This is a genomic window from Stenotrophomonas rhizophila (genome assembly GCF_003751305.1).
In the GTDB taxonomy this organism is placed as follows: Bacteria; Pseudomonadota; Gammaproteobacteria; order Xanthomonadales; family Xanthomonadaceae; genus Stenotrophomonas; species Stenotrophomonas rhizophila_B.
Window position 1 is genome coordinate 760699 of the sequence record NZ_RJKV01000002.1, and the last position, 25120, is coordinate 785818.

Consider the following 25120-nt stretch of genomic DNA (forward strand, 5'->3'; position numbering starts at 1 on the left):
CAGTGATGCCCGTTTTACAGCTTGACGGTTGCGATTTGCAAAAAAAACGTTATTAATGCGCGGTCGCAGCTTCTGCGTCCAAGTGCCCATCGGCAGGGGAGAAACCGTGGGGCTTATCCCAAAAAGCCAGTCGCCTCTTATCGGCGTCGATATCAGCTCGACTGCAGTAAAGCTGTTGCAGCTATCCCGCAGCGGCAATCGTTTCCGCGTGGAACATTACGCTGTGGAACCACTTCCGCCGAATGCGGTGGTGGAAAAGAACATCGTGGAGGTCGAAGCGGTCGGGGAGGCCATTCGACGTGCCGTGAACCGCTCCGGGACCAAGGCTCGGCATGCTGCCGCGGCCGTGGCCGGTTCGGCCGTGATCACCAAGCTGATCCCGATGCCGGCCGATCTGGACGAGAACGAGATGGAAGCCCAGGTCGAGCTCGAGGCGGTCAACTACATCCCGTACCCGATCGAGGAAGTGAACCTCGATTTCGAAGTGCTGGGTGCGATTCCGAACAACCCGGAAATGGTCCAGGTGCTGCTGGCGGCCTCGCGTTCGGAGAACGTCGAGCTGCGCCAATCGGCGCTGGAACTGGGCGGACTGGTCGCGCGGGTCATGGACGTGGAGGCCTTCGCGGTCGAGAACGCCTTTGCCCTGGTCGCCAGCGAGCTGCCGGTGGCCAGTGATGGCGTGGTGGCGCTGGTGGACATCGGTGCCACCATGACCACCCTGAACGTCCTGCGCGGCGGGCGCAGCCTGTACAGCCGCGAACAGGTGTTCGGCGGCAAGCAGCTGACCGACGAAGTGATGCGCCGCTACGGGCTGACCTATGAAGAGGCCGGCCTGGCCAAGCGTCAGGGTGGGTTGCCGGAAAGCTACGAGATGGAAGTGCTCGAGCCGTTCAAGGAAGCCACCGTCCAGCAGATCAGCCGTCTGCTGCAGTTCTTCTATGCGGGCAGCGAGTTCAACCGGGTCGATCACATCGTGCTCGCCGGCGGTTGCGCGGCCCTGACCGGCTTGCCGGACATGGTGGAAGAGCAGCTGGGCGTGGCCACCGTGGTGGCCAACCCGCTGGCACAGATGACGCTGGGTCCGAAGGTGCAGGCGCACGCGCTGGCCCAGGACGCCCCGGCGCTGATGATTGCGACCGGTCTGGCGCTGAGGAGCTTTGACTGATGGCGCGCATCAACCTATTGCCCTGGCGCGCCGAGCGGCGCAAGCAACGCCAGCGCGACTTCTACGCCATGCTGGGTGGGGCCGCCATCGGTGGCCTGCTGCTGTCGTTGTTGATCTGGTTCTACTACGACCGTCAGGTCAGCGGGCAGGCCGATCGCAATACCTTCCTGCAGGCCGAGATCGACAAGGTCAAGGAGCAGAACAAGGAGATCGAGCGTCTGGACCGCCAGAAGGATCGACTGCTGGCCCGCAAGGCCGTGATCGAGGAACTGCAGGCCAAGCGTTCGCAGATGGTGCACCTGTTCGATGCGCTGGTCCGGACCATCCCCGACGGGGTGGTGCTGACCACGCTCAAGCAGGAGGGCGACGTGCTGACCCTGGAAGGGCGCACGCAGTCCAACGCACGCGTCAGCGCCTACATGCGCAACCTGGAAAGCTCGGGCTGGATGACCAATCCGGAGCTGTCGATCATCGAAGCCAAGGCCCCGGACAAGGAAAAGACGTCCACGGCGCCCGGCCCGGTGATGGACATCAAGTCCTTGCCGTACATGTTCGTGGTCAAGGTGAACCTGCCCGCACAGAGCGACACGGCCCTGGCCGATGATGGCACCGTGGTCGACACGGCCGCCGAGGCCGCGCCGGTTCCACCGGTAGCGCCGCTGTCCGCTGCGCCGGCCGCCGCGACCCAGGAACCGGCCGCCGCACCCGCTGCACCGGACGCGACCGCACCGGCCAAGCCGGCCGGCAGCCGGATTGTTCCGACCACGCCGCCCGCACCACCGCCGGCGCCTGCCAACGCGCAGGAGGGGAGCCAGCAATGAGCCAGAAAATCAATCTCAAAGAGCTGGACTTCAACAACATCGGCAACTGGCCGCAGCAGGCCAAGGTCGTGTTCTGCGTGGTGCTCGCGCTGTTCATCGTGGTCATGGGCTGGTTCCTGCTGATCAGTGGCAAGCGCGACGAGCTTGCCTCGCTGGTGAACAAGGAAACCGAGCTGCGCACCGAGTTTGAAAAGGAGCAGGGCCGGGCGGTGAACCTGGAGCCGCTCAAGCAGCAGCTGACCCAGATGGAGCAGGTGCTGCAGCAGATGCTGCGCCAGCTGCCCAGCAAGACCGAAATGCCGGACCTGATCATCGACATCTCGCAGACGGCGCTCTCCAGCGGCCTGGCCAACGAGCTGTTCCAGCCCGGTGCCGAGCAGCCCAAGGAGTTCTACGCCGAAAAGCCGATCGCCCTGCGCATGGTGGGCAGCTACCACCAGTTCGGTGCATTCGTCAGCGGTGTGGCCTCGCTGCCGCGCGTGGTCATCCTGACCATGCACGACATCAACCTGAAGCCGAAGGATCCCAAGACCGGCATCACCGCCCGCAGCGGTGCGCTGGAGTTGTCCGGAACGGTCAAGACTTACCGTTACCTGGATGACGTGGAGATGGAAGCGCAGGAAAAAGCGGCTGCCGAACGGGAAAAGGCAGAGAAGAAAGGGGGCAGGAAATGAGCCGCCTCACCTCGACCGCACGGGTATGCGGCCTGCTGGGCGTGGTACTGCTGGCCGGCTGCGCACGCGGCGTGACCAGTACCCCCGGTGATGCCCCGAATCTGGAAAAGTGGGTGGCCGACGTGCGCGCACGTCCGGCACCGCCGCTTGAGCCGCTGCCGGTGATGCAGCAGTTCGAGACGTTTGAATATTCCGCGCAGGGGATGCGCGACCCGTTCACCGACGCCTGGACCAATCCGCAAGGGGGATCGGGGCTGCGTCCGGATCCGAACCGCCGCAAGGAGCCGATGGAGGACTTCCCTCTGGATGCCTTGGACATGGTCGGTTCGATCGGTCGCGGGGGCGGGCTCGTCGCACTGGTGATGGCACCGGACAAGGTCACCTATCGGGTGCGTCCGGGCGTCTATCTGGGGCAGAGCGACGGGCGGGTAACCGGGGTCTTCGAGGACCGGATTGAGCTGATTGAACTGGTGCCGGATGGCGCGGGTGGCTGGCTGGAACGGCCTGCAACGCTCGCGCTTGAAGATCAATGAATGATTATGGGGATAGCACGATGACCTTTTCCAACGCCCTGCGGCTGCGTCCGGTCCGGCGGCAGAAGCTGATCCACCTGTGCGCGCTGGGAGTCGCGCTCATGGTGGCCAACGGCACAGTGATGGCGGCCACGCCCAGTGCGGCTGCGCCCAAGCCGGCAGGCACGCCGGCGGCGGCCACCGCACCGGCGTCGCTGTCGGTATCCAAGATCGATTTCAAGCGCGGCGACGATGGCGCCGGCCGGCTGATCCTGCAGTTCGACGGGCAGGGCGCCAGCCCGGACCTGCGCAGCCAGGGCAACAGCGTGGTGATCGATGTCGGCAACGCGCGTCTGCCTGAAGCGCTGCAGAAGCCGATCAACGTGACCGATTTCGCGACCCCGGTGCAGCGCATCGACGCCAAGCCGTACGGCGGCGGTACCCAGCTGGTGCTCAACACCAACACCGCATTCGAATCGCTCGCGTATCAGAGCGGCAATGAGTATGTGGTCGAGATCAGCCCGCGCCAGGCGGCGCCGGCAACCGGTGCGGTCAACGCCACCACGGTGAGCCAGGCGGCAGCGTCGGTTGCCCAGCGTGGCTACAGCGGCAAGCCGGTGACCTTCAACTTCCAGGACGTGCCGGTGCGCACCGTGCTGCAGCTGGTCGCCGAGGAATCCAACCTCAACGTGGTCGCCTCCGACAGCGTGCAGGGCAACGTGACCCTGCGCCTGATCAACGTGCCGTGGGACCAGGCGCTGGACATCGTGCTGCGGGCCAAGGGCCTGGACAAGCGTCGCGATGGTGGCGTGATCTGGGTCGCCCCGCAGCCGGAACTGGCCAAGTTCGAGCAGGACAAGGAAGACGCGCGCATCGCGATCGAGAATCGCGAGGACCTGGTTACCGACTATATCCAGATCAACTATCACAACGCGGCCGTGATCTTCAAAGCGCTGACCGAAGCCAAGGGCATCGGCGGCGGCAACAGTGGCAGCGGTGGTGGTGGCAGTGGCAGCAATTCACAGGAAGAAAGCGGCTTCCTGTCCTCGCGCGGCCGCATCGTGGCTGACGAGCGCACCAATACGCTGATGATCAGCGACATCCCGAAGAAGATCGCGCGGATGCGTGAACTGATCAACGTGATCGACCGCCCGGTCGACCAGGTCCTGATCGAAAGCCGCATCGTGATCGCCACCGATACGTTCGCCCGCGAGCTCGGCGCAAAGTTCGGCATCAGCGGCAGCCGCGACAACGTCTATTTCAGTGGTGACCTAGGGCAGAACGGCAAGAACATCAACGACCGTTCGGCCAAGGATTTCGAGTACCAGAAAGCAATCAACGACTGGGTGGCCGGTGGCCGCACCGGCTCGATTCCGGTCCGCGCCCCGTCCACGATCAACAGTGGCCTGAACTGGAACCTGCCGGTCGATGCGCTCAAGAGCCCCGGTTCGCTGGCGCTGTCGATCCTCAACGCGGGCTACCTGCTGGACGTCGAACTCTCGGCGATGCAGGAAGAATCCCGCGGCGAAGTGATCTCCAACCCGCGTGTGGTTACCACCAACCAGCGTGAAGCGGTGATCAAACAGGGTAAGGAAATCGGCTACGTCACCATCAGTGGCGGCGGTGCCGGCGGTGTGGCCCAGGCCAACGTGCAGTTCAAGGAGGTGGTGCTGGAGCTGAAGGTCACCCCGACCATCACCAACGACAACCGCGTGTTCCTGAACATGGCGGTCAAGAAGGACGAAGTGGACAGCTACATCGTGCTGGATGGCTACGGCACCGTGCCGACCATCAACCGCCGTGAAGTGAATACTGCCGTACTGGTCGACGACGGTCAGACCGTCGTGATCGGTGGCGTGTACGAGTTCACCGACCGCAACAGTGTCAACAAGGTGCCGTTCCTTGGGGACGTGCCGTTCCTGGGCAATCTGTTCAAGAAGCGCAGCCGCAACAAGGACAAGGCCGAACTGCTGGTGTTCGTGACCCCCAAGGTGCTGCGCGTGTCCCGGAATACCCCGGCCGTCAACTGACGCGCGTCTGAGTGCAGCAAGGAAAGGGCCGCCCGGTGCGGCCCTTTCCCGTTTGCGGGGCGGGCGGGCATCACCGGGTGGGCGGGGATCCGCGCTATGCTGCCTCTTGATGTTTCGCAGAAGCGTGTGATTTTCCATGGCAAGAGCCAACTGTTCCAGCTGCGGCGCGCAGTGTTGTCGCCTGACCGTTGTGCTTGAGGCATCGGACTGCATTCCGGCGGATCTGACCACGGAACGGCCGGGCGGGCTGCGCGTGATGGCCCAGGGTGCGGACGGATGGTGCGTGGCGCTGGACCGCCAGCGCATGAACTGCAGCATCTATGACGACCGGCCTCAGGCGTGCCGGCGCTTCGTGATGTCCGGCCCGTACTGCAGCGCGATCTATTCCACTGAGGGCCGTGTCGTCGGTTCGAACGCGGCCTAGTGTGGGATCCGCCGGTGACCCGTTTCGTGTTCAGCCAATCTTGATGCCGTAACCGCCGCTGTCCTGCCATCATGGGAATGGAACCTCTGCCCGCCGTGGAGGTCACATGGATGCCATGAATCTGCCGCCCCCCATGCCTGATACCGCTTCATCCGCTCCGGTGGAGCACGACCGCCTGCACGACGCGTTCCGCGCACTGCGCGACGCCTTGTCCGCCGAGATCGTCGGCCAGAGCGCGCTCGTGGAGCGCCTGCTGACCGCGCTGCTGGCCGATGGCCACCTGCTGGTCGAAGGCGCGCCCGGCCTGGCCAAGACCACCGCGATCCGCGCGCTGGCCGCCCGGCTCGATGCGGATTTCTCCCGCGTGCAGTTCACGCCCGATCTGCTGCCGGCCGATCTGACCGGCACCGAGATCTGGCGCCCGCAGGAAGGCCGCTTCGAATTCGTGCCCGGCCCGATCTTCCATCCGATCCTGCTGGCCGACGAAATCAATCGCGCGCCGGCCAAGGTGCAGTCCGCGCTGCTTGAAGCGATGGGCGAGCGCCAGGTCACCGTGGGCCGCCATACCTATCCGCTGCCGTCGCTGTTCCTGGTGATGGCCACGCAGAACCCGATCGAGCAGGAAGGCACCTTCCCGCTTCCCGAAGCCCAGCTGGACCGCTTCCTGATGCACGTCCGGATCGGTTACCCGGATTCGGACGCCGAGGCCGAGATCCTGCGCCTGGCGCGTGAGCGGGCCCGGGAGGCGCTGTCCACCCCGATCGCCGCGCCCGCCCGCATGCCGTTGAGCGATGTATTCGCTGCACGCAAGGCGGTGCTGTCGCTGCACATGGCGCCGGCGCTGGAGCGCTATCTCATCGAAATCGTGCTGGCCTCGCGCGATGCCGCCCGCTATGACCCGGCGCTTGCCCGGCGTATCGCCTGGGGCGCCAGCCCGCGTGGCTCGATCGCCCTGGAGCGCTGCGCACGTGCGCGCGCCTGGCTGGCGGGCCGCGACTTCGTGACCCCGGAAGATGTGCGCAACGTGGCTCCGGACGTGCTGCGCCACCGCGTGCTGCCCAGCTATGAAGCCACCGCCGAGGGCTGGGATGGCGATCGCCTGGTGGCCGAGCTGCTGGCCCGCGTGCCGGCGCCCTGAGCGTCATGGACGTGCCCGCGCATCCCGCCACGCCGCTTGACGGCGATGGCCTGCAGCCGCGCCTGGCCGAACTGGTCGCGCTGCGGCGCAGTGCGCATCGAGCTCCGCCGGCGAGGCGAGGCCGGCTCGGACATGCCGGCAGTGCACCGTCGCCCGCGCGCGGGCGCGGCATGGAATACGCCGAGTCGCGCGAGTACGTGCCGGGCGATGACGCGCGGCATATCGACTGGCGCGTCACCGCGCGCACCGGGCGCGCACATACCAAACTCTTCCAGGCCGAGCGCGAGCGCTTGACGCTGCTGGTCGCCGATACCGACCCGGTGCTGTATTTCGGCACCCGGGTCCGCTTCAAATCCGTGCAGGCCGCGCGCGTCGGCGCGGTCGCGGCGTGGCTGGCGCAGCGCCAAGGCGATCGCCTGGCTGCCGTGCGCGGCAGCACCCAGGAGCCGCCGATCGCACCGGCCGGCGGCACCCGGGGTGTGCTGCGCGTGCTCGATGCCTTGACCCGTTGGTATGCCGAACCGCCCGCCGACGATGCCGGCCTGGATCGTGCCCTGGAGCAGGCGGCGCGGCTGCTTCGCCCCGGCGCACGCGTGGTGGTGCTGGCCGATCCGGCGCGCGCCGCGACGATCAGCAGTGCACGCTGGGCCGCACTGGCCATGCACCACGAAGTGGTGGTGATGCTGCTGGTCGATCCGCTGGAGCTGGCGCCGCCGGCCGAGGCATTGCCATTTCTTTCGCAGGGCCGCCGGGTGCTGCTCGATCTGGGCAGCGCAGCGGTGCGCGAACACTGGCGCGATCGCTTCGTGGCACCGCTGGAAGCCCTGCAGAGCGGCCTGGCTGCGCGCCGCATCCAGGTGCATGTGGTGGCCACCGATGACGCCAGCGACAGCTGGTTGAGCCCGCTGCCGACCGCGGTGGTGGCATGAGCGCCGCGGCCTCGTTGCCGTTGCGCGATGTGCAACTGCCACCCTCCCCGTCGTGGTGGCCGCCCGCACCGGGCTGGTGGCTGGTATTTGCCGCGATCATGCTGGTGGTGGCGGCGATCTGGGCGTGGCAATGGCGCCGGCGACGTGCACGCCAGCGCTGGCTCGATCTGTTCGATGCCCAGGTATCCCAGGCCGGTTCGCCGGTGCTGGAAGTGGCGGCCATCGCCGAGTTGCTGCGCCGCGCCGCACGTCAATACCAGCCCGGGGCGGAACGTCTGCAGGGCGACGCATGGCTGGCGTTCCTGGACGAGAAGAACAGCCGGGCCTTTTCCGAGGGCGACGGCGCGCTGCTGCTCGATGGCGGCTATCGGCCGAGTGTCGACGCCGAAGCGGTGCAGCGGTTGCGCGTCCTCGCACGCCGCCGCTATCTGTCGCTGCTGACGGAGCGGCGCCGATGATCGCGGTCACATTGCCGGCATGGTTGAGCTGGCTCGACGGCTTGGCCTGGCCGTGGATGCTGGTGGCGTTGCCGCTACCGATCCTGATGCGCTGGTGGCCCTCGCGCCCCGGTGCAGGTGCCGCGTTGCGGGTGCCGTATGCCGCCGATCAGCTGCAATCGCTCGGGGCTGCTTCGGGCGGTGCCGGGCCACGACTGGGTCGCGCGCTGCTATGGCTGGCGTGGGCCTGCCTGTGCGTGGCCGCCGCGCGACCGCAGCAGTTGGGTGAGGCGGTGACGCCACCGCAGCAGGGCCGGCAGATGATGCTCGCGGTGGACGTGTCCGGCAGCATGAGCGAAGCGGACATGATGCTTGGCAACCAGGTGGTCGAGCGGCTGACGGCGGCCAAGGCCGTGCTGGCCGACTTCCTCGACCGCCGAGTGGGCGATCGGGTTGGCCTGCTGATCTTCGGTGAACGTGCCTATACGCTGACCCCATTGACCGCCGACCTCACCAGTGTGCGCGATCAGCTGCGCGACAGCGTGGTCGGCCTGGCCGGGCGTGAGACCGCCATTGGCGATGCGATCGCGCTGGCGGTCAAACGCCTGCGCGAACAACCCGAAGGCCAACGCGTGCTGATCCTGCTTACCGACGGTGTGAGCAACGCCGGCGTACTTGAGCCGCTGCGCGCGGCCGAGCTGGCCCAGACCGAAGGCGTGCGCGTCTATACCGTGGCCTTCGGCGGTGACGGCGGCATCAGTCTGTTTGGCGTGCAGATCGCCCCGGGCGAGGATCCGGTCGACGAGGCCACCTTGAACAAGATTGCCGAGCTCACCGGCGGCCGCTCGTTCCGGGCGCGCAATACCAATGAGCTGGCCGGCATCTATGCCGAACTGGAACGCCTGGAGCCGGTGAAATCGGCCGGACCCGCGGTGCGGCCGCGGATCGAGCGCTATGCGATGCCGCTGGCGTTGGCACTGCTGCTGGCCGGCCTGGCCTGGCTGCTGCCGAGGCGCTGGCGATGAACACAAGCTGGAATGCCCTGCATTTCGTGCGGCCGGATGCGCTGTGGGCGCTGCTGGCGCTGCCGCTGCTGGTGGCGATCTGGTGGCTGCGCCGGCGGCGCAGCAATGTGTGGCGGCAGACGGTCGATGCCCATCTGCTGCGTCATCTGCTGGTTGGCCGCGACCGCCGCGCCTGGGGTGGGTTGATCCTGCTGCTGCTCGGCACAGCGATCGCCATCGTGGCGCTGGCCGGGCCGTCGTGGCGGCAGGTCGCCCAGCCGTTGTGGCAGACGCCGTCGCCGCTGGTGGTTGCACTGGACCTCTCCTCGCGCGTTACCGCGACCGATCTGCCGCCGTCGCGGCTGCTGCAGGCGCGCGCCAAGCTGGCCACCTTGCTGCGCGAGCGCCAGGGCGGCGAAATTGCCTTGCTGGTGTACGCCGATGATGCCTACACCGTAGCGCCACTGACCGACGACATGGCCAATGTCGCGCTGTATCTGGATGCGCTTGCACCGGATGTCATGCCACGCGATGGCCAGCGTGCCGATCGGGCGCTGGAAACGGCAGTCAAGCTGCTGCAGCAATCCGGCGCGCGCAGCGGCGACATCCTGCTGCTGACTGACCGCGCCGACGCCGATGCCGAACAGGCCGCGGCCTCGGCACGTGCGCAGGGCTTCGTGGTCTCCGTGCTCGGTCTGGGCACGCCGCAGGGCGCGGCCTACCGCAACGGCGAGGGCCAGATCGTGCCGGCGCGGCTGGAGGAGGGCACGCTGCGGGGTGTCGCCAGCCGTGGCGGCGGCCGCTATGCGCGTATCGCCTCCGATGACAAGGATCTCGCGGCGCTGCACGTGTTGACCCCGCGGGTCAGTGCCGATGACAGCCGGGAAGGGCAGGGCCGCACGTGGCGCGATGAAGGCTTCTGGCTGCTGCCGCCGCTGATGCTGCTGGCACTGTTCGCGTTCCGCCGCCGCGGTCTGCTCGTGGCGCTGGTGATGATGGCGGCGCTGCCGATGGCGATGCCGACGACGGCACACGCCGCCGAGCGGACGTGGTGGCAGCGCGCCGATCAGGTCGACCAGCAGCGCCTGTCCACGGGGGTGGATGCGTACCGCAAGGGCGACTTCAAGGCGGCGCAGCAGCAGTTCGAGGGCATCGATACGGACGCAGGCTGGTACAACCTGGGCAATGCGTTGGCGCGACAGGGCCAGTACGACGCCGCCATCGATGCCTACGACCGTGCGCTGAAAGCGCACCCGGGCATGGCGGATGCGGTCGCCAATCGCGCTGCGGTCGATGCCGCACGCAAGCGCAAGCCACCGCAGAACAACGACCAGAACAGCGATCAGAAGGACGGAAAGAAGCCGCCCGACAAGCCCGACGCCGGCAAGAACCAGGGGCAGGGTAAAGACGGTCAGTCCTCGCCGCCGCAGGACAAGGGCGAACAGGGGCAGTCACCGCCGCCCTCGTCCGCTGATCCGAAGGATGGCCGCTCCCAGGGCGAGAAGTCGCCGCAAGCTGCCGACAGCCAGGCGCAGGCCGAGGCCGACGCGGCCCAGCGCGAGCGCATGCAGCAGGCGATGCAGCGCCAAGGGAAGAACGACGGCACCGACAAGGCGCAGGGCCAAGTCAGCGGCACCCCGCAGCAGCGCGAGCAGCAGCAGGCGGTAGAGGCCTGGATGCGGCGGGTACCGGACGACCCGGGCAGCCTGCTGCGGGCCAAGTTCCAGCTGGAAAACGAACGCAGGAAACGGGAAGGGCGATGACACATTCCACAATACAGCGCGGGTTGCGCGCCGGGCTTGCCCTGCTGCTGTGCGCAAGCATGGCCGCGCACGCGCAGACCCGCGCCTGGCTCGACCGCGAACAGATCACCGACAGCGATACCGTCGCCCTGAACATCGAATCCGATGCGGGCGGCGGCGCGCCGGATTATGGCCCGCTGCGGACCGACTTCGATCTCAGCAGCCAGACCAGCAGCCGCCAGGTGCAGTGGAGCAACGGCGCGACGACCTCGCGCGCGCTGTATGCCGTGCTGCTCACTCCCAGGCGCAGTGGCACGCTGCAGATTCCCGCCCTGCAGGTGGGCAGCAGCCGGACCCAGCCGCTGACCCTGCAGGTCGCTGCCAGCAGCGCCGCAGCCCCGGCGGCGGCCGGCAGCAATGCCGCCGTTTTCCTGGAAACCGAGGTCGACGATTCCACACCCTATGTGCAGCAGAGCGTGGGCGTGGTGGTGCGGCTGTTCTACGCCGCGCAACTGCTCAGCGGTGAGCTGGTGCTCGATACGCCGGCCGGTGCATCGCTGCAGCGGGTGGGCGATGACCGCAGCCAGGTACGCGAGGTCAACGGCCGCCGCTACAACGTGGTGGAGCGGCGCTTTCTGCTGATCCCCGAGCGCAGTGGGCCGCTGGTGCTGCCGGCCGCGCAGTTCAATGGGCGCAGTGCGGGCGGCTTCTTCAATGACATGTTCGGCGGCGACGGTCGGCTGCGCGCGGCCTCGGCCCAGCGCACCCTGCAGGTCCAGGCGCAGCCAGCCTCGGCACCCCAACCGTGGCTGCCACTGCATGGGCTGCGCCTGCGCTACACCGCCGCGCCGACCACCGGTCGTGCCGGTGAAGCGGCCACCGTGGTGGTGGAGGCCGTGGCCGAGGGCGCGACCAAGGCGCAGTTCCCGGAGCTGCCGGTGCCCGATGTGGGTCCGGGCGCGCAGGTGTTCGCCGAGCCGCCGCAGTTCGATGAAACCTTCAATGGCAACACCCCGCAGCTCACGCTGACCCGGCGCTTTGCGATCGTGCCGCGCCAGGCTGGGCCGCTGACGGTTCCGGGCCTGCGCATGGCGTGGTGGGACGTGGCCGCCGGTCAACCGCGCAGCGCCACCCTGCCGGACCTGCAACTGGACATCGCCGCCGGGGGCGCCGGCAGTGCCGCACCCACCCTGCCGGTGGACACCACCTCGGCGCTGCCGGGCGAACCGGCGGCGGCCTCTACCGATCTGCAGCTGGCGCCGGCGCAGGGCGCGCCACGGCCCTGGGGCTGGATCGCGCTGTCCGCGGGCCTGGCCGTGCTGTGGCTGTTGACCCTGGTCTGGGGCTGGCAACGTCGCGGTCGTCCTGTTGCCGTGCGCAGTGCCGAAGGGGTCGTTCCCGTCGCTGCGGCAGGGAGCGCGTACACCCGCGCCGACCTGCGCCGGGCCATGGAAGCGGGCGGGTTGGACGAGATCATCGCGGTGCTGGCGGGCATGGGCGGTGTGCACACCCTGGAGCAGGTGCTGGCGCGCCTCGACGATGCGCAGCAGCGCGAGGCGTTGGTCCAGATGCAGCAGGTCCGTTGGGGCGGGCAGGGCGGCGATGTCGGCCAGGCCCGGCAGGACCTGCGGCGCGCCTTCCATGACGGACCACACTGGCGGGCGCATGCGGCCGCCCAGAACAATGGCCTTGCGCCGTTGTACCCATCCGCGCATTCATAAAAAGGCGTGTCGGTCAGGGTGGCTGGCTTTGCTAAGCTGATTTCATTTTTTCGAGGAACGCCGCTCCATGACTGAGGCCGCAACGACCCGGCAGAAACTGCCTTTGCACTGGAAAATGGGCATTGGCTTCATCATCGGCCTGGTCCTCGGGCTGACCGTGCATGCCCTCGGCGGCACCGTTGACGGCCTGAGCGGCGTGGCCAAGTGGGTGATGGACTACATCACCAGCCCGGCGTCGGGCCTGTTCCTCAATCTGATCTTCATGCTCATCGTGCCGCTGATCTTCTCGGCGCTGATCATGGGCGTGTCGGAGATGGGCGACATCCGCGCCCTCGGCCGCATCGGCTGGAAGACGCTGGCCTACACCATCGTGCTGTCGGGCATCGCCGTGGGCATCGGTCTGGTGCTGGTCAATGTGCTCAAGCCCGGCGTGGGCGTGGACCCGGTCGTGGCCGCGCAGATGCTGGCCGAGAATGCAGAGCGCAGCAAGGAGATCGTCGCCGGTATCCATGGCACGCCGAAGGGCATGGACATGCTGCTGTCGATCGTGCCGGGCAACGTGGTCGAGGCGGCCTCCAGCAACAGCGCGATCCTGTCGCTGATGTTCTTCGCACTGATGTTCGGCATCGGCATGGTGCTCTCGCCCGAAGAGAAGGTGGCCCCGCTGCGTCGTGCCATCGAAGGCATCTTCGAAGTCTCGATGACCCTGATCAACCTGGTCATCCGCCTGGCCCCGTACGCGGTGGCCTGCTTCATGTTCAACCTGGCCGCGTTGTTCGGCTTCGAGCTGATCATCCGCCTGGGCGCGTACGTGGGCGTGGTGGTGCTGGCGCTGGGCCTGCACATGGTGGTGACCTACGGCGTGGCCGTGTGGCTGTCCGGCCGCTCGCCGCTGGCGTTCTTCCGCGATACCCAGGAGGCCACCGTGATGGCCTTCTCCACTGCCTCCAGCAACGCCACCCTGCCGACCGCGCTGCGCGTGGCCGACCAGATGGGCCTGCCGCAGAAAGTCTCGCGCTTCGTGCTGACCGTGGGCGCCACCGCCAACCAGAACGGCACGGCGCTGTTCGAGGGCGTGACGGTGATCTTCCTGGCGCAGTTCTTCGGGGTGGACCTGAGCATCGGCCAGCAGATCATGGTGATGGCGGTCTGCATCCTGGGCGGCATCGGCACCGCCGGCGTGCCCTCCGGCTCGCTGCCGGTGGTGGCGATGATCTGCGCCATGGTCGGCGTGAACCCGCTGGGCATCGGCCTGATCCTGGGCGTGAACCACTTCCTGGACATGTGCCGTACCGCGCTGAACGTCACCGGGGATCTGGCCCTCACCACCCTGGTAGCCAAGGGCGAGGTGGACGACGGCCCGGTCGTGGCCGCGGTGGCCCCGGCACCCGCGCCGGCTCCGCGCGACTGAGCCTGCGCAGGTCTGGTGGTTCCCGACGCCCCGCCTTGTGCGGGGCGTCGTCGTTAAGGGCCGGGCCTGTCTTTGGCCTGACCCGGCCGATCAGCTGTGGGACAATGGGCCGCCCGCACGTTCGCGGCCGCCTCCCGATTCCGACAGAACCATGACGCAGCCTACCCGCCGCCAGTTGGCCAATGCCATCCGCTTCCTTGCCGCTGATGCGGTCGAAACCGCCAAGTCCGGTCATCCCGGCATGCCGATGGGCATGGCCGACATCGCCGAAGTGCTCTGGAACGACTACCTCCGTCACAACCCCAAGAATCCCAAGTGGTTCAACCGCGACCGCTTCGTGCTGTCCAACGGCCACGGCTCGATGCTGCAGTACGCGCTGCTGCACCTGAGCGGCTACGACCTGCCGATCGAGCAGCTCAAGCAGTTCCGCCAGCTGGGCAGCAAGACCGCCGGCCACCCGGAACACCATGAAACCCCCGGCGTGGAAACCACCACCGGTCCGCTCGGTCAGGGTCTGGCCAACGCCGTGGGCTTCGCCCTGGCCGAGAAGCTGCTGGCACAGCGCTACAACCGCCCGGAACACGAGATCGTCGACCACCGCACCTGGGTGTTCCTGGGCGATGGCTGCCTGATGGAAGGCATCTCGCATGAAGCCGCCTCGCTGGCCGGCACCTGGGGCCTGTCCAAGCTGGTCTGCTTCTGGGACGACAACCACATCTCCATCGACGGCAACACCGATGGCTGGTTCACCGACAACACCCCCGAGCGTTTCGAAGCCTATGGCTGGAACGTGGTGCGCGGCGTCGATGGCCACGATCCGGACAGCATCAAGTCCGCCATCGACAGCGCGTTGTCGCAGTTCGACAAGCCGACCCTGATCTGCTGCCGCACCACCATCGGCTTCGGTTCGCCGAACAAGGCCGGCAAGGAATCCAGCCACGGCGCCCCGCTGGGCAAGGATGAGCTGGAAGCGACCCGCAAGCAGCTGGGCTGGCCGTATGGCCCGTTCGAGATTCCCGAAGAGATCTACGCCGGCTGGCGTGCCGGCGGCACCGGCACCCTGCGCCAGGCCGAGTGGGAACAGCAGTTCGACAAGTACGCCGCGCAGTTCCCGGCCGAGGCCGATGAGCTGATCCGTCGTTCGCACGGCGAGCTGCCGGCCGATTTCATCGCCAAGGCCGATGCCTACATCGCCCAGGTCCAGGCCGATGGCCAGACCATCGCCTCGCGCAAGGCCTCGCAGCTGGCGATCGAAGCGTTCGCGCCGCTGCTGCCGGAACTGGTGGGCGGTTCGGCCGATCTGGCGCACTCCAACCTGACCCTGTGGAAGGCCAGCAAGTCGGTCGCGACCGATGACCCGAACGCCAACTACGTGTACTACGGCGTGCGCGAGTTCGGCATGACCGCCATCGCCAACGGCCTGGCCCTGCATGGCGGGTTCATTCCGTTCGACGCCACCTTCCTGGTGTTCAGCGATTACGCCCGCAACGGCGTGCGCATGAGCGCGCTGATCCCGGCCCACGCGATCCACGTGTACACGCACGATTCGATCGGCCTGGGCGAAGACGGCCCGACCCACCAGCCGGTGGAGCATCTGGCCTCGCTGCGCTACATCCCGAACAACGATGTGTGGCGCCCGTGCGATGCGGTCGAATCGGCGGTCAGCTGGAAGGCCGCGATCACCCGCAAGGATGGCCCGAGCTGCCTGGTCTTCAGCCGTCAGAACCTGCCGCACCAGCCGCGCAGCACCGAGCAGGTCGCCCAGATCGCGCGCGGTGGGTATGTGCTGGCCGATGCGGAAGGCGGCGTGCCGGACGTGATCCTGATCGGCACCGGTTCGGAAGTCGGCCTGGCCGTGACCGCCAAGGCGGAACTGGATGCCGCCGGCATCAAGACCCGCGTGGTGTCGATGCCGTCGACCGACGTCTTCGAGCGTCAGGACGCGGCGTACCGTGAGTCCGTGCTGCCCAACGCCGTGCGCAACCGCGTGGCCGTGGAAGCCGGCGTCACCGGTTTCTGGCGCCAGTACGTGGGCCTGGACGGTGCGGTGGTGGGTATCGACACCTTCGGTGCGTCGGCCCCGGCGGAGGCGCTGTACAAGCACTTCGGCATCACTGCCGAGCACGTCGTGGCTGCGGCCAAGGCGCAGCTGGCGAACTGATGGTGGCGCCGGGCGCTGCCCGGTAGCTGCAACGCGAAAGGCCGGGGAGATTCCCCGGCCTTTTCGTTTGTACGAAGGGCAAACACCACGCCATCCTTGATCGAGGGTAGATCCACGCATGGCGTGGATCTACATCACCCGGCTGCGGTGCGCGCCAACCCCAGCCGCAGCAACCGCGCCTCGATGCGTTCGCCCATCGTCTTCGGCGCCTCCAGCCCCATCCGCTGCAGATAGGCCTGATCGCCATCACCGGCGGGTTGGGCGACGGCGGACAGCACCGTGCGCAGCTTGGCCATCGGCGTCTGGGTGTTCTGTTTGAGCCAGCCCAATGCTTTGACGAGATGCTGCTCGACCTCGGTGAAATCACTGCCCAGTGGGTAGTCCGGCAGCAGTCCAGACTGGCGGAACGGTGCCAGTGCGGCACTGACGGCGGCGGCCGTGTTGCGCTGCCCATCACCGGCCGCAGTGAAACCAGTCGCCAGTTTCTTCGACGCCTTCGCCTTGTCCAGCAACGCGGCCTGGAACTGCGCGTCGGTGATCGCAGCCATGGCGATCACGCAGTCCTCGTCGGTCATGTTGCGCAGGTCGGCGATGCCGTACTCGTTGATGTAGAGGTCGCGCAGATGCCGCGGAATCGTGGTGTGTCCGTAGTTCCAGCGCACGTTGGAGTGCAGTACGCCCTTGTCCTCGCGGGTGGCGCGGAAGATCAGCGCACTGCGGGCGCCCGGCAGGGCATGCGCCATCGCCACGAAGTTGTACTGGCCGCCCACGCCGGAGACCACGCGGCCGTCTTCCAGCGCATCGGAAACGGCCGCGCCGAGCGCGGTGGCCATCATGCAGGAGTTGAAAAAGCGTGCATCGCGGCGCTGCATCCGCTCCAGCGTTTCATCGCCGCCGTAGAGCTGGTTGATCTCACTGATGCGGCGCATGCCGATCGCGCTGCGTTCCTCATCAGGCAGATCGCGCAGCCACTGGTAGAACTCCGGCGAGCCCAGATAGAACGCGCCGTGCAGGTATTCGCCCTCGGCCTCGAGCGTGGCGTAGTCGGTGGTCCAGGCGGTGCCGTTCTCGATCCGCTGCAACAACGCCAGATCGTCATGCACCTTGCGCCGGATCACCCCGGTCTGGACCAGCCGGCGGAAGCCTTCGTTGAGCATTTCGCTGCAGCCGTACAGACCGATCTCGAATGGCTCCAGGCCACCGCATTCCAGCACGGTGGGGTGGCTGGCCAGGCCGGGATCCAGCGCCTGCAGAATCTGGCGGTAACGCGCATTGTCGGTATGCCGCAGCACCAGCGCATGGCTGAGCGCATCGGCCAGCGTGCCGATGCCGATCTGCAGCGTGCCGCCATCGCGCACCAGCGTGCTGGCGTACAGGCCGATCGCGTAATCGGCATCGCTGACTGGCTGGCGGGGCAGTCCGAACAGCGCCGGGTAGGGCCCCGGCGGGGTGATCACCAGATCGAAGAACGACACATCCACCGTGGCCGAGCCGGCCAGATACGGCAGCTGCGGATCGATCTCGGCGATCATCAACGGCCGGGGCAGCCCGCGGGCGACCATCGCATCCAGCGTGTCCTGGGTGATGTCGTTGTTGCACGACAGCGACAGGCGCCGATCATTCGCGCGCATCGCCACTTTCTGCACGATCGCATGCGGCGCGCGCTGGGCCACCGCATCGGCGGCGTGCGTGTAGTTGAGGCTGGTGTAGCTGCGCTGGGCCTGCGAGGAATTCAACAATGCGCCGGACTGCATGTAGAACTCTTCCACCTGCACATGCGCCGGCAGCTGGTCGCGCACCATCGCATCGGCGTAGGCCAGGCGCGGGAACTCCTCACCGAAATGACGTTCGGCGAACGGCTTCATGAAGCGCGCTTCCAGCCCGGCACCGCCGCGCGGCGGGTTCAGCGACAGTGCGGTGTACACCTGCAGCGGTCGCGAGGCGTCGTTTTCCACACGGGCGTACAGCGCGTTGAGCAGCCGGTGCGGCTTGCCCAGGGCGAGCGGGGCGCCAATGCGCAGGGGGCCATCGACCCGCTGCAGCAGCCAGTCGACGGCGGCGTCCAGGTCGGTCAGGTGTTCGGTCATGCGGCGCTATCCTGCGAAATCATGCGGGCCATTACAGCATTTCGGGTTTGAACAGACGGCGACGCGGGCACGGCGCGCGGCAGTCCCGGCGTCGCGCGACCGTTCGGCCGTGCCTCATCGAGCGTGTCGTGGAGCATGGACCGATGCTGGCAGCGGCTGCATGAACCGGCTGTCGAAGGGTTGACACACACGCTGATTACGGGCGTAATCGAGTTGTCGATTACGGGTGTAAATGATGAGTCAGATCAGTGAAGCCGAAGCCGTGGTGATGGAGGTGCTGTGGCGCAGCCATCCACTGGGTGCCGACGAGGTGGTCGCCGCGCTGGCCAGCCGGGACTGGGCCGAGCCCACCATCAAGACGCTGCTCAACCGGCTGCTGACCAAGGGCGCGATCAGCGCCAGCCGGGACGGGCGGCGCTATCTGTATTCGCCGGAGCTGCAGCGCCAGGCCTGGGTGGCCGAGCAGAGCGAAGGCTTCCTGGGCCGGGTCTTCGATGGTCGCGTGGCGCCGCTGGTGGCGCATTTCAGCCAGCGCGGCGAGCTCAGCGCGCGGGACATCGCCGAACTGAAGCAACTCATCCAGGCGCTGGACCATGACTGACCTGCTCGATGGACTGCTGCAGGCCAGCGTGTGGCTGGCGGTCGCGGCGCTCGTGGTGGCCGCCGCACGGCCTGTGCTGCTGCATTTGGGGGGCGCCGCCCTGGCGTATCGCAGCTGGTGGCTGTTGCCGCTGATGCTGATCGCCCCGTGCCTGCCACTGCCGCAGCTGCCGATCAGCGAAACGGCGCCGGTGATGGTCATGGCCTCGGCCCTGCGCACGCCTGCCGTGCCCACCGATGCCTCGCAGTGGGCGCTGCTGCTGTTGGCGGTGTGGTTGCTGGGCGCGGTGGCGATGGCCTGCGTCAGCTGGCGCGCGCAGCGCCGCTTCGCGCAGGCCCTGGGCACGCTGCAGCCGCGCACGGACGGCAGCTGGCAAGCCAGTGGCGACCCGGGCCTGCCGGCGCTGGTTGGCCTGTGGCGGCCGCGGATCGTGGTCGGCCCCGACTTCGAGCAGCGGTTCAGCCCCGCCGAGCAGGACCTGATCCTGCGCCATGAACACAGCCACCGCCGTCATGGCGATCCCTGGGCAAACGCCGCGCTGGCCGCGCTGCGCTGCGTGTTCTGGTTCCACCCGTTGCTGCCGTGGGCGGCGCGCCGGTTCGTGCGGGATCAGGAACTGGCCTGCGACGCGCGCACGGTCGACCCGCATCCGGCGCTGCGCCGGCTTTACGCCAACGCGCTGCTCAAGGCGCAGTTGGTCCACCCGGTTGCCCCGATGGCCTGCCACTGGCGCAGCCAACCGATGTTGAAGGAGCGGATTGCCATGTTGAAGGAACACAAGCCGAAGGCGTTGCCGTGGTTGACCGGGCAGGTGCTGGTGGTCGGGCTGTGCGTGGGGCTGTGCACGGTGGCGTGGGCGAGTCAGGGCAGCGGCGGCGTCCCCGCCAGCGGGATCGGCCAGGGCGCAGAGCTGGCCGATCGCAATGCCATCGCCCACAAGATGCCGCCGCCGTCATACCCGAAGATCGCCTTCGAGCAGAGCATCGTCGGCAAGGTCGTGGTGCGGGTGGACATCGATGCCGAAGGCAAGGCGACCAACGTACGCGTGCTGGAGGCGACTCCGGCGGGTGTGTTCGATGAGGCGACGGTCGCTGCGGCGAAGCAATGGACCTTCGAGCCGGCGATCAGGAATGGCAAGGCCGTGGCATCGGCGTTGAAGGTTCCGGTCACCTTTGCCATGGATGACGAGGTGCCAGCGCCATGAGGCAGCCTTGCGTCCCCGCACTGGCAGCGCTGTTGATGGCTGGCTGTGCCACCCATGAGACGCTTACGTCAGTGGACACGCGGGCAGAGAATGTCGGGCATCAGCGCCTGGATCCGGCCAGCGGCACGGGTACTGCGCAGACGGCGAGCTACCAGCTGAAGGCCGCCGAAGGCTACCGGATGCCGCAGCTCAATGCCGGCCCGGACCCGGTGCTTGGCGATCGCGATCCGCGCAGTGAGCTTGCGCCCACGACGGTGTGTCTGCAGTTGGTCATCGATGCCCAGGGCCGCGTGGAGCGAAGTCTGGCGGTGCAGGACCGTGACGAATGCGCCGCTGGCAATGCCCCTGAGAATGCGCCGTTGCTGCAGTCAGCGCAGGATGCGGTGGCGGTCTGGCAGTACGTACCCGCAGCGGTGTGTCACTTCGCGGAGGGTAAGGTTCCAGCGAACCGGGGCGATTGCAAGGATGCCGCGCGCATCGAACCTGTCCCGGTCAGCCTGCTGTATGCCTTCACCTTCGAAATCGTGAAAGGCAAGGCGACCGTGCGCAGCGGGACGCGGGCGAAGTAGCCGGACGCGATGCCTCACCACGCGGCGGGATCCCTATCCGCCGCGAAGCGCGCCGCCCTGGATGTTCGCCTTCACCGAAGCGTCCATCAGCTTTGGTTCGGCCAGCGTGGCATCACGTGCCTGCCGGGTAGCAACGAACTCGGCTTCGCTGACGCCGTCATGCAGGTGGATGTTGTGCGCGCGTTGCTCGCCGATGGTGGACTGATTGGCGACCTCGCGACCGCCCGGACCGTAGTCATGGCAGATGAACACACGGGTCGCATCGGGTAATGCCAGCATCCGTTGGATCGAGCGGTACAGTTGTCCCGCATCACCGCCCGGAAAGTCGCAGCGGGCGGTGCCGCCGTCGGGCATGAACAACGAATCGCCGGTGAACAGCGCATCGCCGATGCGATAGGCGACGCTGTCGCTGGTGTGCCCCGGCACTGCGATCACTTCGGCGTCGATATCACCGAGGGTGAAGCGCTCGCCATCGGTGAACAGATGGTCGAACTGCGAGCCATCGGTCGGTACATCCAGCGCATAGCGTGGCGCGAAGGTGCGCTGCACCTGCACGATGCCCTGGCCCATCGCCAGCGTCGCGTCCGACCACTGGGATTTCAGCCAGCGCCCGGCGCTGATGTGATCGGCGTGGGCGTGGGTGTCCAGCAGCCAGCGCACCTGCAGCCCGTGCTCGCGCACATGGGCAAGCAGCGGCTGCAGTGGCCCGGCACCGAGTGCATCGGTGTCCGGGTCGTAATCCAGCACGGGGTCGATCACCGCCGCCTGCAACGTCGCCGGGTCATGCACCACGTAGCTGAAGGTGTGGCTGTCCGGGTGGAAGAAACTGGCGACGTGCAGTGACATGGTGCTGACCTCAGCGTTTGCCCAGGGTGTCGTTGAGCAGCACGGCCAAGCGTTCACCGGCCACGCGCAGCTCGCGCTCGGCGACCGGGCGGTAGGTCGCCGCATAGCTGGGGCCCAGCGTACGCTTGTCTGGGTAAACGCCAGGTGCAATGGCGATCCGGCAGCTCGCTTCGGCCCACTGCACGGCGTCGACAGTGATGTTGGAGCGCTTGCCGAATGCGGGCTTGGGCAGGGCGAGCAGGCGCTTGAGGTACTGGTCGTCGTCCAGCGTCTGCTCGTTCAGCATGCCGCTGTCCCACAGCGAGTGCAGGTTGGTACCGCGGTTGTTGAACTGCACCTGGAAATCGTTGCCGCCCTTGTCGTGGCCGTAGCCGGCATGCATCGGCTGGTGGATGTCACCGGCGAAATGCACGACGAACTTCAGCGCCTGCGCGCGCTCTGCATCGGACTTGCTGCGGTCGCCCAGAATCGCGGTCTGCACCTTCAGCGCCTCGACCACGCAGTTGCCGTTTTTGCAGTGCTTGCGCACTTCATAGTGGCAATCGTCCTCGCCGATGTTGACGTAGTGCCAGCCGGCCGAGCGCTTGCCCAGGTCCGGATCCTTGGCGCGCAGCTGATCGGCCCAAGGGGCGATGGCGTGCAGTGTCGGGTCCGGCTCGGCAGCGAGCAGACGGTCAACCTCGGCTTGGGTCTGCGGGGTCAGCCGGGTTTCGGCGATCCGCGCCACCAGGCGGTGACCCTGTGCGCCCCAGGCCAGGGCATCGGTGGAAACGAAGGTGAGGGCCAGCGCGAGGGCGGTGGCCGGGAGCAGGGAAGGCATTTTCATCCGCGGCATTCTAGCGGGCCGGCCGCGCGCGGGCTTGCCGGGATCTGGCCGGCTGCGGCGCCAGTCAGCTTGGGCTAGGCTCGTCGGGTGCCCATTGCCGGGCGAATGGAGGCATCACCCCATGGCCCACATCGTTGGCCTGATCGGCGGCATGAGCTGGGAAAGCTCGGCCCACTATTACCGCCTGATCAACGCGCAGGTGCGCGACACCTTGGGCGGCCTGCACTCGGGCCGGATCCTGCTGTGGTCGTTCGATTTCGCCGAGATCGAGGCACTTCAGCATGCAGGCGACTGGGACACCGCCACCCAGCGGATGATCGATGCGGCCCAGCGCCTGCAGGGCGCGGGTGCGACGGCCATCGTGATCTGCACCAACACGATGCACCGCATGGCCGACGCGGTGCAGGCGGGTATCGCGATTCCGCTGCTGCACATCGCCGATCCCACGGCCGAGGCGATCAAGGCCGCCGGGCTGCAACGGGTGGGGTTGCTGGGCACCGCGTTCACCATGGAGCAGGATTTCTACACGGGGCGGCTCGCGCAGGCGCACGGCCTGGAGGTGCTGGTTCCCGAGGCCGATGACCGCGCGGCGGTGCACCGGATCATCTATGACGAGCTGGTGCAGGGGCAGGTGCTGCCGGCATCGCGCGAGACCTACCGGGCGGTGATGCAGCGACTGGTGGACCGCGGTGCACAGGGCATCATCCTGGGGTGCACGGAGATCATGCTGCTGGTCGGCGCGCAGGATGCAACGGTCCCGGTGTTCGATACGACCACGCTGCATGCGCAGGCGGCGGGGCGGCATCTGCTCTCTGCAGGGTAACCGCGAACGTCACGCCCCGCAGCTGGAAGAAGAACGAAAAAAACCCCGGCCGAAGCCGGGGAAACTGTCTTGCTGCGAGGGTGTTGCCTTGTTGGGTTCTGATCCGCCGATCAGAACTTGAACACGTACGACACGCCGTAAGCGAGCGGGTCGATGTTGACGGTGCCGATCTTCTCGCCGTCGAGCTTGACCTTGCTGTCGATGTCCATCCAGCGTACATCCACGCGCAGCGAGCCCTTGTCGTTGATCGCGACATCCAGACCAGCATGGGCGGCCAGGCCCCAGGAGTCTTCCATCTTCAGCTTGCTGCCAGCCAACGCGCCGCCGGTCTTCTCGCTGAAGAACGTGGTGTAGTTGATGCCGGCGCCCAGGAACGGGGAGACCTTGCCCTTGCTGTTGAAGTGATACTGCAGCGACACCACCGGCGGCAGATGCTTGGTGCTGCCCACGTTGCCCAGGCCGGCGATGTTGATGTCGTGCTTGAACGGCAGCGCGGCCAGGAGCTCGATGCCCAGGTTGTCGGCAATGAAGTACTCACCGGTGATGGTCGGCTTGATGTCGTTGTCGACGTCGACCTTCAGCGTGCCGCCGGCCAGCGAGCCGTTGTTGGACTTCGGGGCAACCTGGTGCACGCCGGCACCGATCGTCCAGTCACCCTTGGACTGGGCCATGGCGGGGGCGGCGGCCAGCGCCAGGGCGGCGGCCAGGCTGGAGAGCAGGAGGGGGGAGGTCTTGCGCATGAGACGGTCTCGTGGCGGGTTGGAATGGCGCCAGTTTTCCTGTCCATGCGCCTGCGCGCCTTGATCCGGATCAATCCGGGTATTTACCGTTGTAACCGGTTCCCATTCGTCTGCCTCGGGCCGGGCCGGTTCCGGCCCTGCTAGAATGAACGCCCCTTTCCATCGGCGCCGCACCGTCGCGGCTGCAGGAGCTTGTGAACATGGCAATCAAGGTTGGCATCAACGGTTTCGGTCGCATCGGGCGCAACGTGCTGCGCTCGGCCGTGCTGAACTTCGGCAATGACATCGAAATCGTCGCCATCAACGATCTGCTGGAGCCGGACTACCTGGCGTACATGCTGAAGTACGACTCCGTGCATGGCCGCTTCAAGGCCGACGTGGAGGTCTCCGGCAACGACCTGCTGGTCAACGGCAAGAAGATCCGCCTGACCCAGGAACGCGATCCGGCCAACCTGAAGTGGGACGAAGTCGGCGTGGACGTCGTGATCGAATCCACCGGCCTGTTCCTGACCAAGGAAACCGCGCAGAAGCACATCGATGCGGGCGCCAAGAAGGTGATCCTGTCGGCGCCGTCGAAGGACGACACCCCGATGTTCGTGTTCGGCGTGAACGACAAGACCTACGCCGGCCAGGCGATCGTCTCCAACGCGTCGTGCACCACCAACTGCCTGGCCCCGCTGGCCAAGGTCATCAACGACAAGTGGGGCATCAAGCGTGGCCTGATGACCACCGTGCACGCCGCGACCGCCACCCAGAAGACCGTCGATGGCCCGTCCAACAAGGACTGGCGTGGTGGCCGTGGCATCCTGGAAAACATCATTCCGTCGTCCACCGGTGCGGCCAAGGCCGTCGGCGTGGTGATCCCGGAATTGAACAAGAAGCTGACCGGCATGAGCTTCCGCGTGCCGACCTCGGACGTGTCGGTGGTCGATCTGACCGTCGAGCTGGAGAAGGAAGCCACCTACGCCGAGATCTGCGCTGAAGTGAAGGCACAGAGCGAAGGCGCGCTGAAGGGCATCCTGGGCTACACCGAAGACAAGGTCGTGGCGACCGACTTCCGCGGCGAAACCCACACCTCGGTGTTCGACGCCGATGCCGGCATCGCGCTGGATGGCACCTTCGTCAAGCTGGTGTCGTGGTACGACAACGAATGGGGCTATTCCAACAAGTGCTTGGAAATGGTCAAGGTCGTCGCTGCGTAAGCCAGCGCTGCCCTTGCGTCATTCCACAGACCCCGGCCCCGTGCCGGGGTCTG

Annotated in this window: 23 protein-coding genes; 19 read left to right on the forward strand and 4 right to left on the reverse strand. The window is 67.1% G+C overall.

The annotated features are described in order from the left end of the window. Positions 1-106 precede the first annotated feature (106 nt). From EDF74_RS11930 to tkt, 14 genes are all read left to right on the forward strand, one after another. On the forward strand, positions 107-1165 hold the full coding sequence (locus EDF74_RS11930; RefSeq protein ID WP_123730869.1) for a pilus assembly protein PilM: 1059 nt from the start codon (positions 107-109) through the stop codon (positions 1163-1165). Beyond that, positions 1165-1986 carry a PilN domain-containing protein gene (locus EDF74_RS11935; protein WP_123730314.1) on the forward strand — a complete coding sequence of 274 codons (822 nt, stop codon included), beginning with the start codon at positions 1165-1167 and terminating at the stop codon, positions 1984-1986. Before EDF74_RS11930 ends, EDF74_RS11935 begins: the two co-directional genes overlap by 1 nt. Further along, the gene (locus EDF74_RS11940; RefSeq protein WP_123730315.1) at positions 1983-2660 is read left to right on the forward strand and encodes a type 4a pilus biogenesis protein PilO; all 678 of its coding nucleotides are present in this window, start codon (positions 1983-1985) and stop codon (positions 2658-2660) included. Before EDF74_RS11935 ends, EDF74_RS11940 begins: the two co-directional genes overlap by 4 nt. Further along, the gene (locus tag EDF74_RS11945) at positions 2657-3193 is read left to right on the forward strand and encodes a pilus assembly protein PilP (RefSeq protein WP_123730316.1); all 537 of its coding nucleotides are present in this window, start codon (positions 2657-2659) and stop codon (positions 3191-3193) included. The genes EDF74_RS11940 and EDF74_RS11945 overlap by 4 nt, the downstream gene beginning before the upstream one ends. A gap of 20 nt (positions 3194-3213) precedes the next feature. Next, positions 3214-5202 (forward strand): type IV pilus secretin PilQ, encoded by a 1989-nt coding sequence (locus EDF74_RS11950; RefSeq protein WP_123730870.1) that lies wholly within the window; start codon positions 3214-3216, stop codon positions 5200-5202. Positions 5203-5338: 136 nt separating this feature from the next. Next, positions 5339-5626 carry a YkgJ family cysteine cluster protein gene (locus tag EDF74_RS11955; RefSeq protein WP_123730317.1) on the forward strand — a complete coding sequence of 96 codons (288 nt, stop codon included), beginning with the start codon at positions 5339-5341 and terminating at the stop codon, positions 5624-5626. A gap of 115 nt (positions 5627-5741) precedes the next feature. After that, complete coding sequence (locus tag EDF74_RS11960) at positions 5742-6764, forward strand: AAA family ATPase (RefSeq protein WP_123730871.1); 1023 nt, start codon at positions 5742-5744, stop codon at positions 6762-6764. A 5-nt stretch (positions 6765-6769) separates the two neighbouring features. Continuing rightward, positions 6770-7693 carry a DUF58 domain-containing protein gene (locus tag EDF74_RS11965; protein WP_123730318.1) on the forward strand — a complete coding sequence of 308 codons (924 nt, stop codon included), beginning with the start codon at positions 6770-6772 and terminating at the stop codon, positions 7691-7693. Further along, positions 7690-8151 (forward strand): DUF4381 domain-containing protein, encoded by a 462-nt coding sequence (locus EDF74_RS11970; RefSeq protein ID WP_123730319.1) that lies wholly within the window; start codon positions 7690-7692, stop codon positions 8149-8151. Before EDF74_RS11965 ends, EDF74_RS11970 begins: the two co-directional genes overlap by 4 nt. Beyond that, the gene (locus tag EDF74_RS11975; protein ID WP_123730320.1) at positions 8148-9155 is read left to right on the forward strand and encodes a vWA domain-containing protein; all 1008 of its coding nucleotides are present in this window, start codon (positions 8148-8150) and stop codon (positions 9153-9155) included. Before EDF74_RS11970 ends, EDF74_RS11975 begins: the two co-directional genes overlap by 4 nt. After that, entirely contained in the window at positions 9152-10897 is a 1746-nt protein-coding gene (locus EDF74_RS11980; protein ID WP_123730321.1) for a VWA domain-containing protein, read from the forward strand. Before EDF74_RS11975 ends, EDF74_RS11980 begins: the two co-directional genes overlap by 4 nt. Continuing rightward, positions 10894-12597, forward strand: a complete 1704-nt coding sequence (locus tag EDF74_RS11985; protein WP_123730322.1) for a BatD family protein — start codon at positions 10894-10896, stop codon at positions 12595-12597. The genes EDF74_RS11980 and EDF74_RS11985 overlap by 4 nt, the downstream gene beginning before the upstream one ends. Positions 12598-12664: 67 nt before the next feature. Beyond that, complete coding sequence (locus tag EDF74_RS11990) at positions 12665-14008, forward strand: dicarboxylate/amino acid:cation symporter (protein ID WP_123730323.1); 1344 nt, start codon at positions 12665-12667, stop codon at positions 14006-14008. Positions 14009-14159: 151 nt separating this feature from the next. Then, a complete protein-coding gene (tkt, locus tag EDF74_RS11995; RefSeq protein ID WP_123730324.1) occupies positions 14160-16169 on the forward strand; it encodes a transketolase in 2010 nt (669 codons plus the stop codon). Between the two features lie 134 nt (positions 16170-16303). On the opposite strand, the gene EDF74_RS12000 is transcribed toward tkt, so the two are convergent. Then, on the reverse strand, positions 16304-18256 hold the full coding sequence (locus tag EDF74_RS12000) for an acetyl-CoA hydrolase/transferase C-terminal domain-containing protein (RefSeq protein WP_123730325.1): 1953 nt from the start codon (positions 18254-18256) through the stop codon (positions 16304-16306). Positions 18257-18491: 235 nt separating this feature from the next. Between EDF74_RS12000 and EDF74_RS12005 the strand changes: the two genes are divergently transcribed. Genes EDF74_RS12005 through EDF74_RS12015 form a run of 3 tightly spaced genes read left to right on the forward strand, consistent with a single transcriptional unit; the run spans position 18492 to position 20630 of the window. Beyond that, positions 18492-18857 carry a BlaI/MecI/CopY family transcriptional regulator gene (locus EDF74_RS12005; protein ID WP_123730326.1) on the forward strand — a complete coding sequence of 122 codons (366 nt, stop codon included), beginning with the start codon at positions 18492-18494 and terminating at the stop codon, positions 18855-18857. Further along, on the forward strand, positions 18850-20061 hold the full coding sequence (locus tag EDF74_RS12010) for a M56 family metallopeptidase (protein ID WP_123730327.1): 1212 nt from the start codon (positions 18850-18852) through the stop codon (positions 20059-20061). The genes EDF74_RS12005 and EDF74_RS12010 overlap by 8 nt, the downstream gene beginning before the upstream one ends. Beyond that, on the forward strand, positions 20058-20630 hold the full coding sequence (locus tag EDF74_RS12015) for a hypothetical protein (RefSeq protein ID WP_123730328.1): 573 nt from the start codon (positions 20058-20060) through the stop codon (positions 20628-20630). Before EDF74_RS12010 ends, EDF74_RS12015 begins: the two co-directional genes overlap by 4 nt. Before the next feature lie 33 nt (positions 20631-20663). Here EDF74_RS12015 and EDF74_RS12020 read toward each other — a convergent pair whose 3' ends face one another. Together EDF74_RS12020 and EDF74_RS12025 are read right to left on the reverse strand one after the other, a co-directional pair. Beyond that, positions 20664-21476, reverse strand: a complete 813-nt coding sequence (locus EDF74_RS12020) for an MBL fold metallo-hydrolase (protein ID WP_123730329.1) — start codon at positions 21474-21476, stop codon at positions 20664-20666. Positions 21477-21486: 10 nt separating this feature from the next. After that, positions 21487-22302, reverse strand: a complete 816-nt coding sequence (locus tag EDF74_RS12025) for a S1/P1 nuclease (protein ID WP_123730330.1) — start codon at positions 22300-22302, stop codon at positions 21487-21489. Between the two features lie 121 nt (positions 22303-22423). On the opposite strand from EDF74_RS12025, the gene EDF74_RS12030 reads away from it, so the two are divergent. Then, positions 22424-23125: an aspartate/glutamate racemase family protein gene (locus tag EDF74_RS12030; protein ID WP_123730331.1), complete on the forward strand. Its 702-nt coding sequence runs from the start codon at positions 22424-22426 to the stop codon at positions 23123-23125. Positions 23126-23235: 110 nt separating this feature from the next. Here the strand turns inward: EDF74_RS12030 and EDF74_RS12035 are convergent, their stop codons facing one another. Next, the gene (locus tag EDF74_RS12035) at positions 23236-23865 is read right to left on the reverse strand and encodes an OmpW/AlkL family protein (RefSeq protein ID WP_123730332.1); all 630 of its coding nucleotides are present in this window, start codon (positions 23863-23865) and stop codon (positions 23236-23238) included. A gap of 200 nt (positions 23866-24065) precedes the next feature. Between EDF74_RS12035 and gap the strand changes: the two genes are divergently transcribed. Next, positions 24066-25067, forward strand: a complete 1002-nt coding sequence (gene gap, locus EDF74_RS12040; RefSeq protein ID WP_019183902.1) for a type I glyceraldehyde-3-phosphate dehydrogenase — start codon at positions 24066-24068, stop codon at positions 25065-25067. Positions 25068-25120 lie beyond the last annotated feature (53 nt).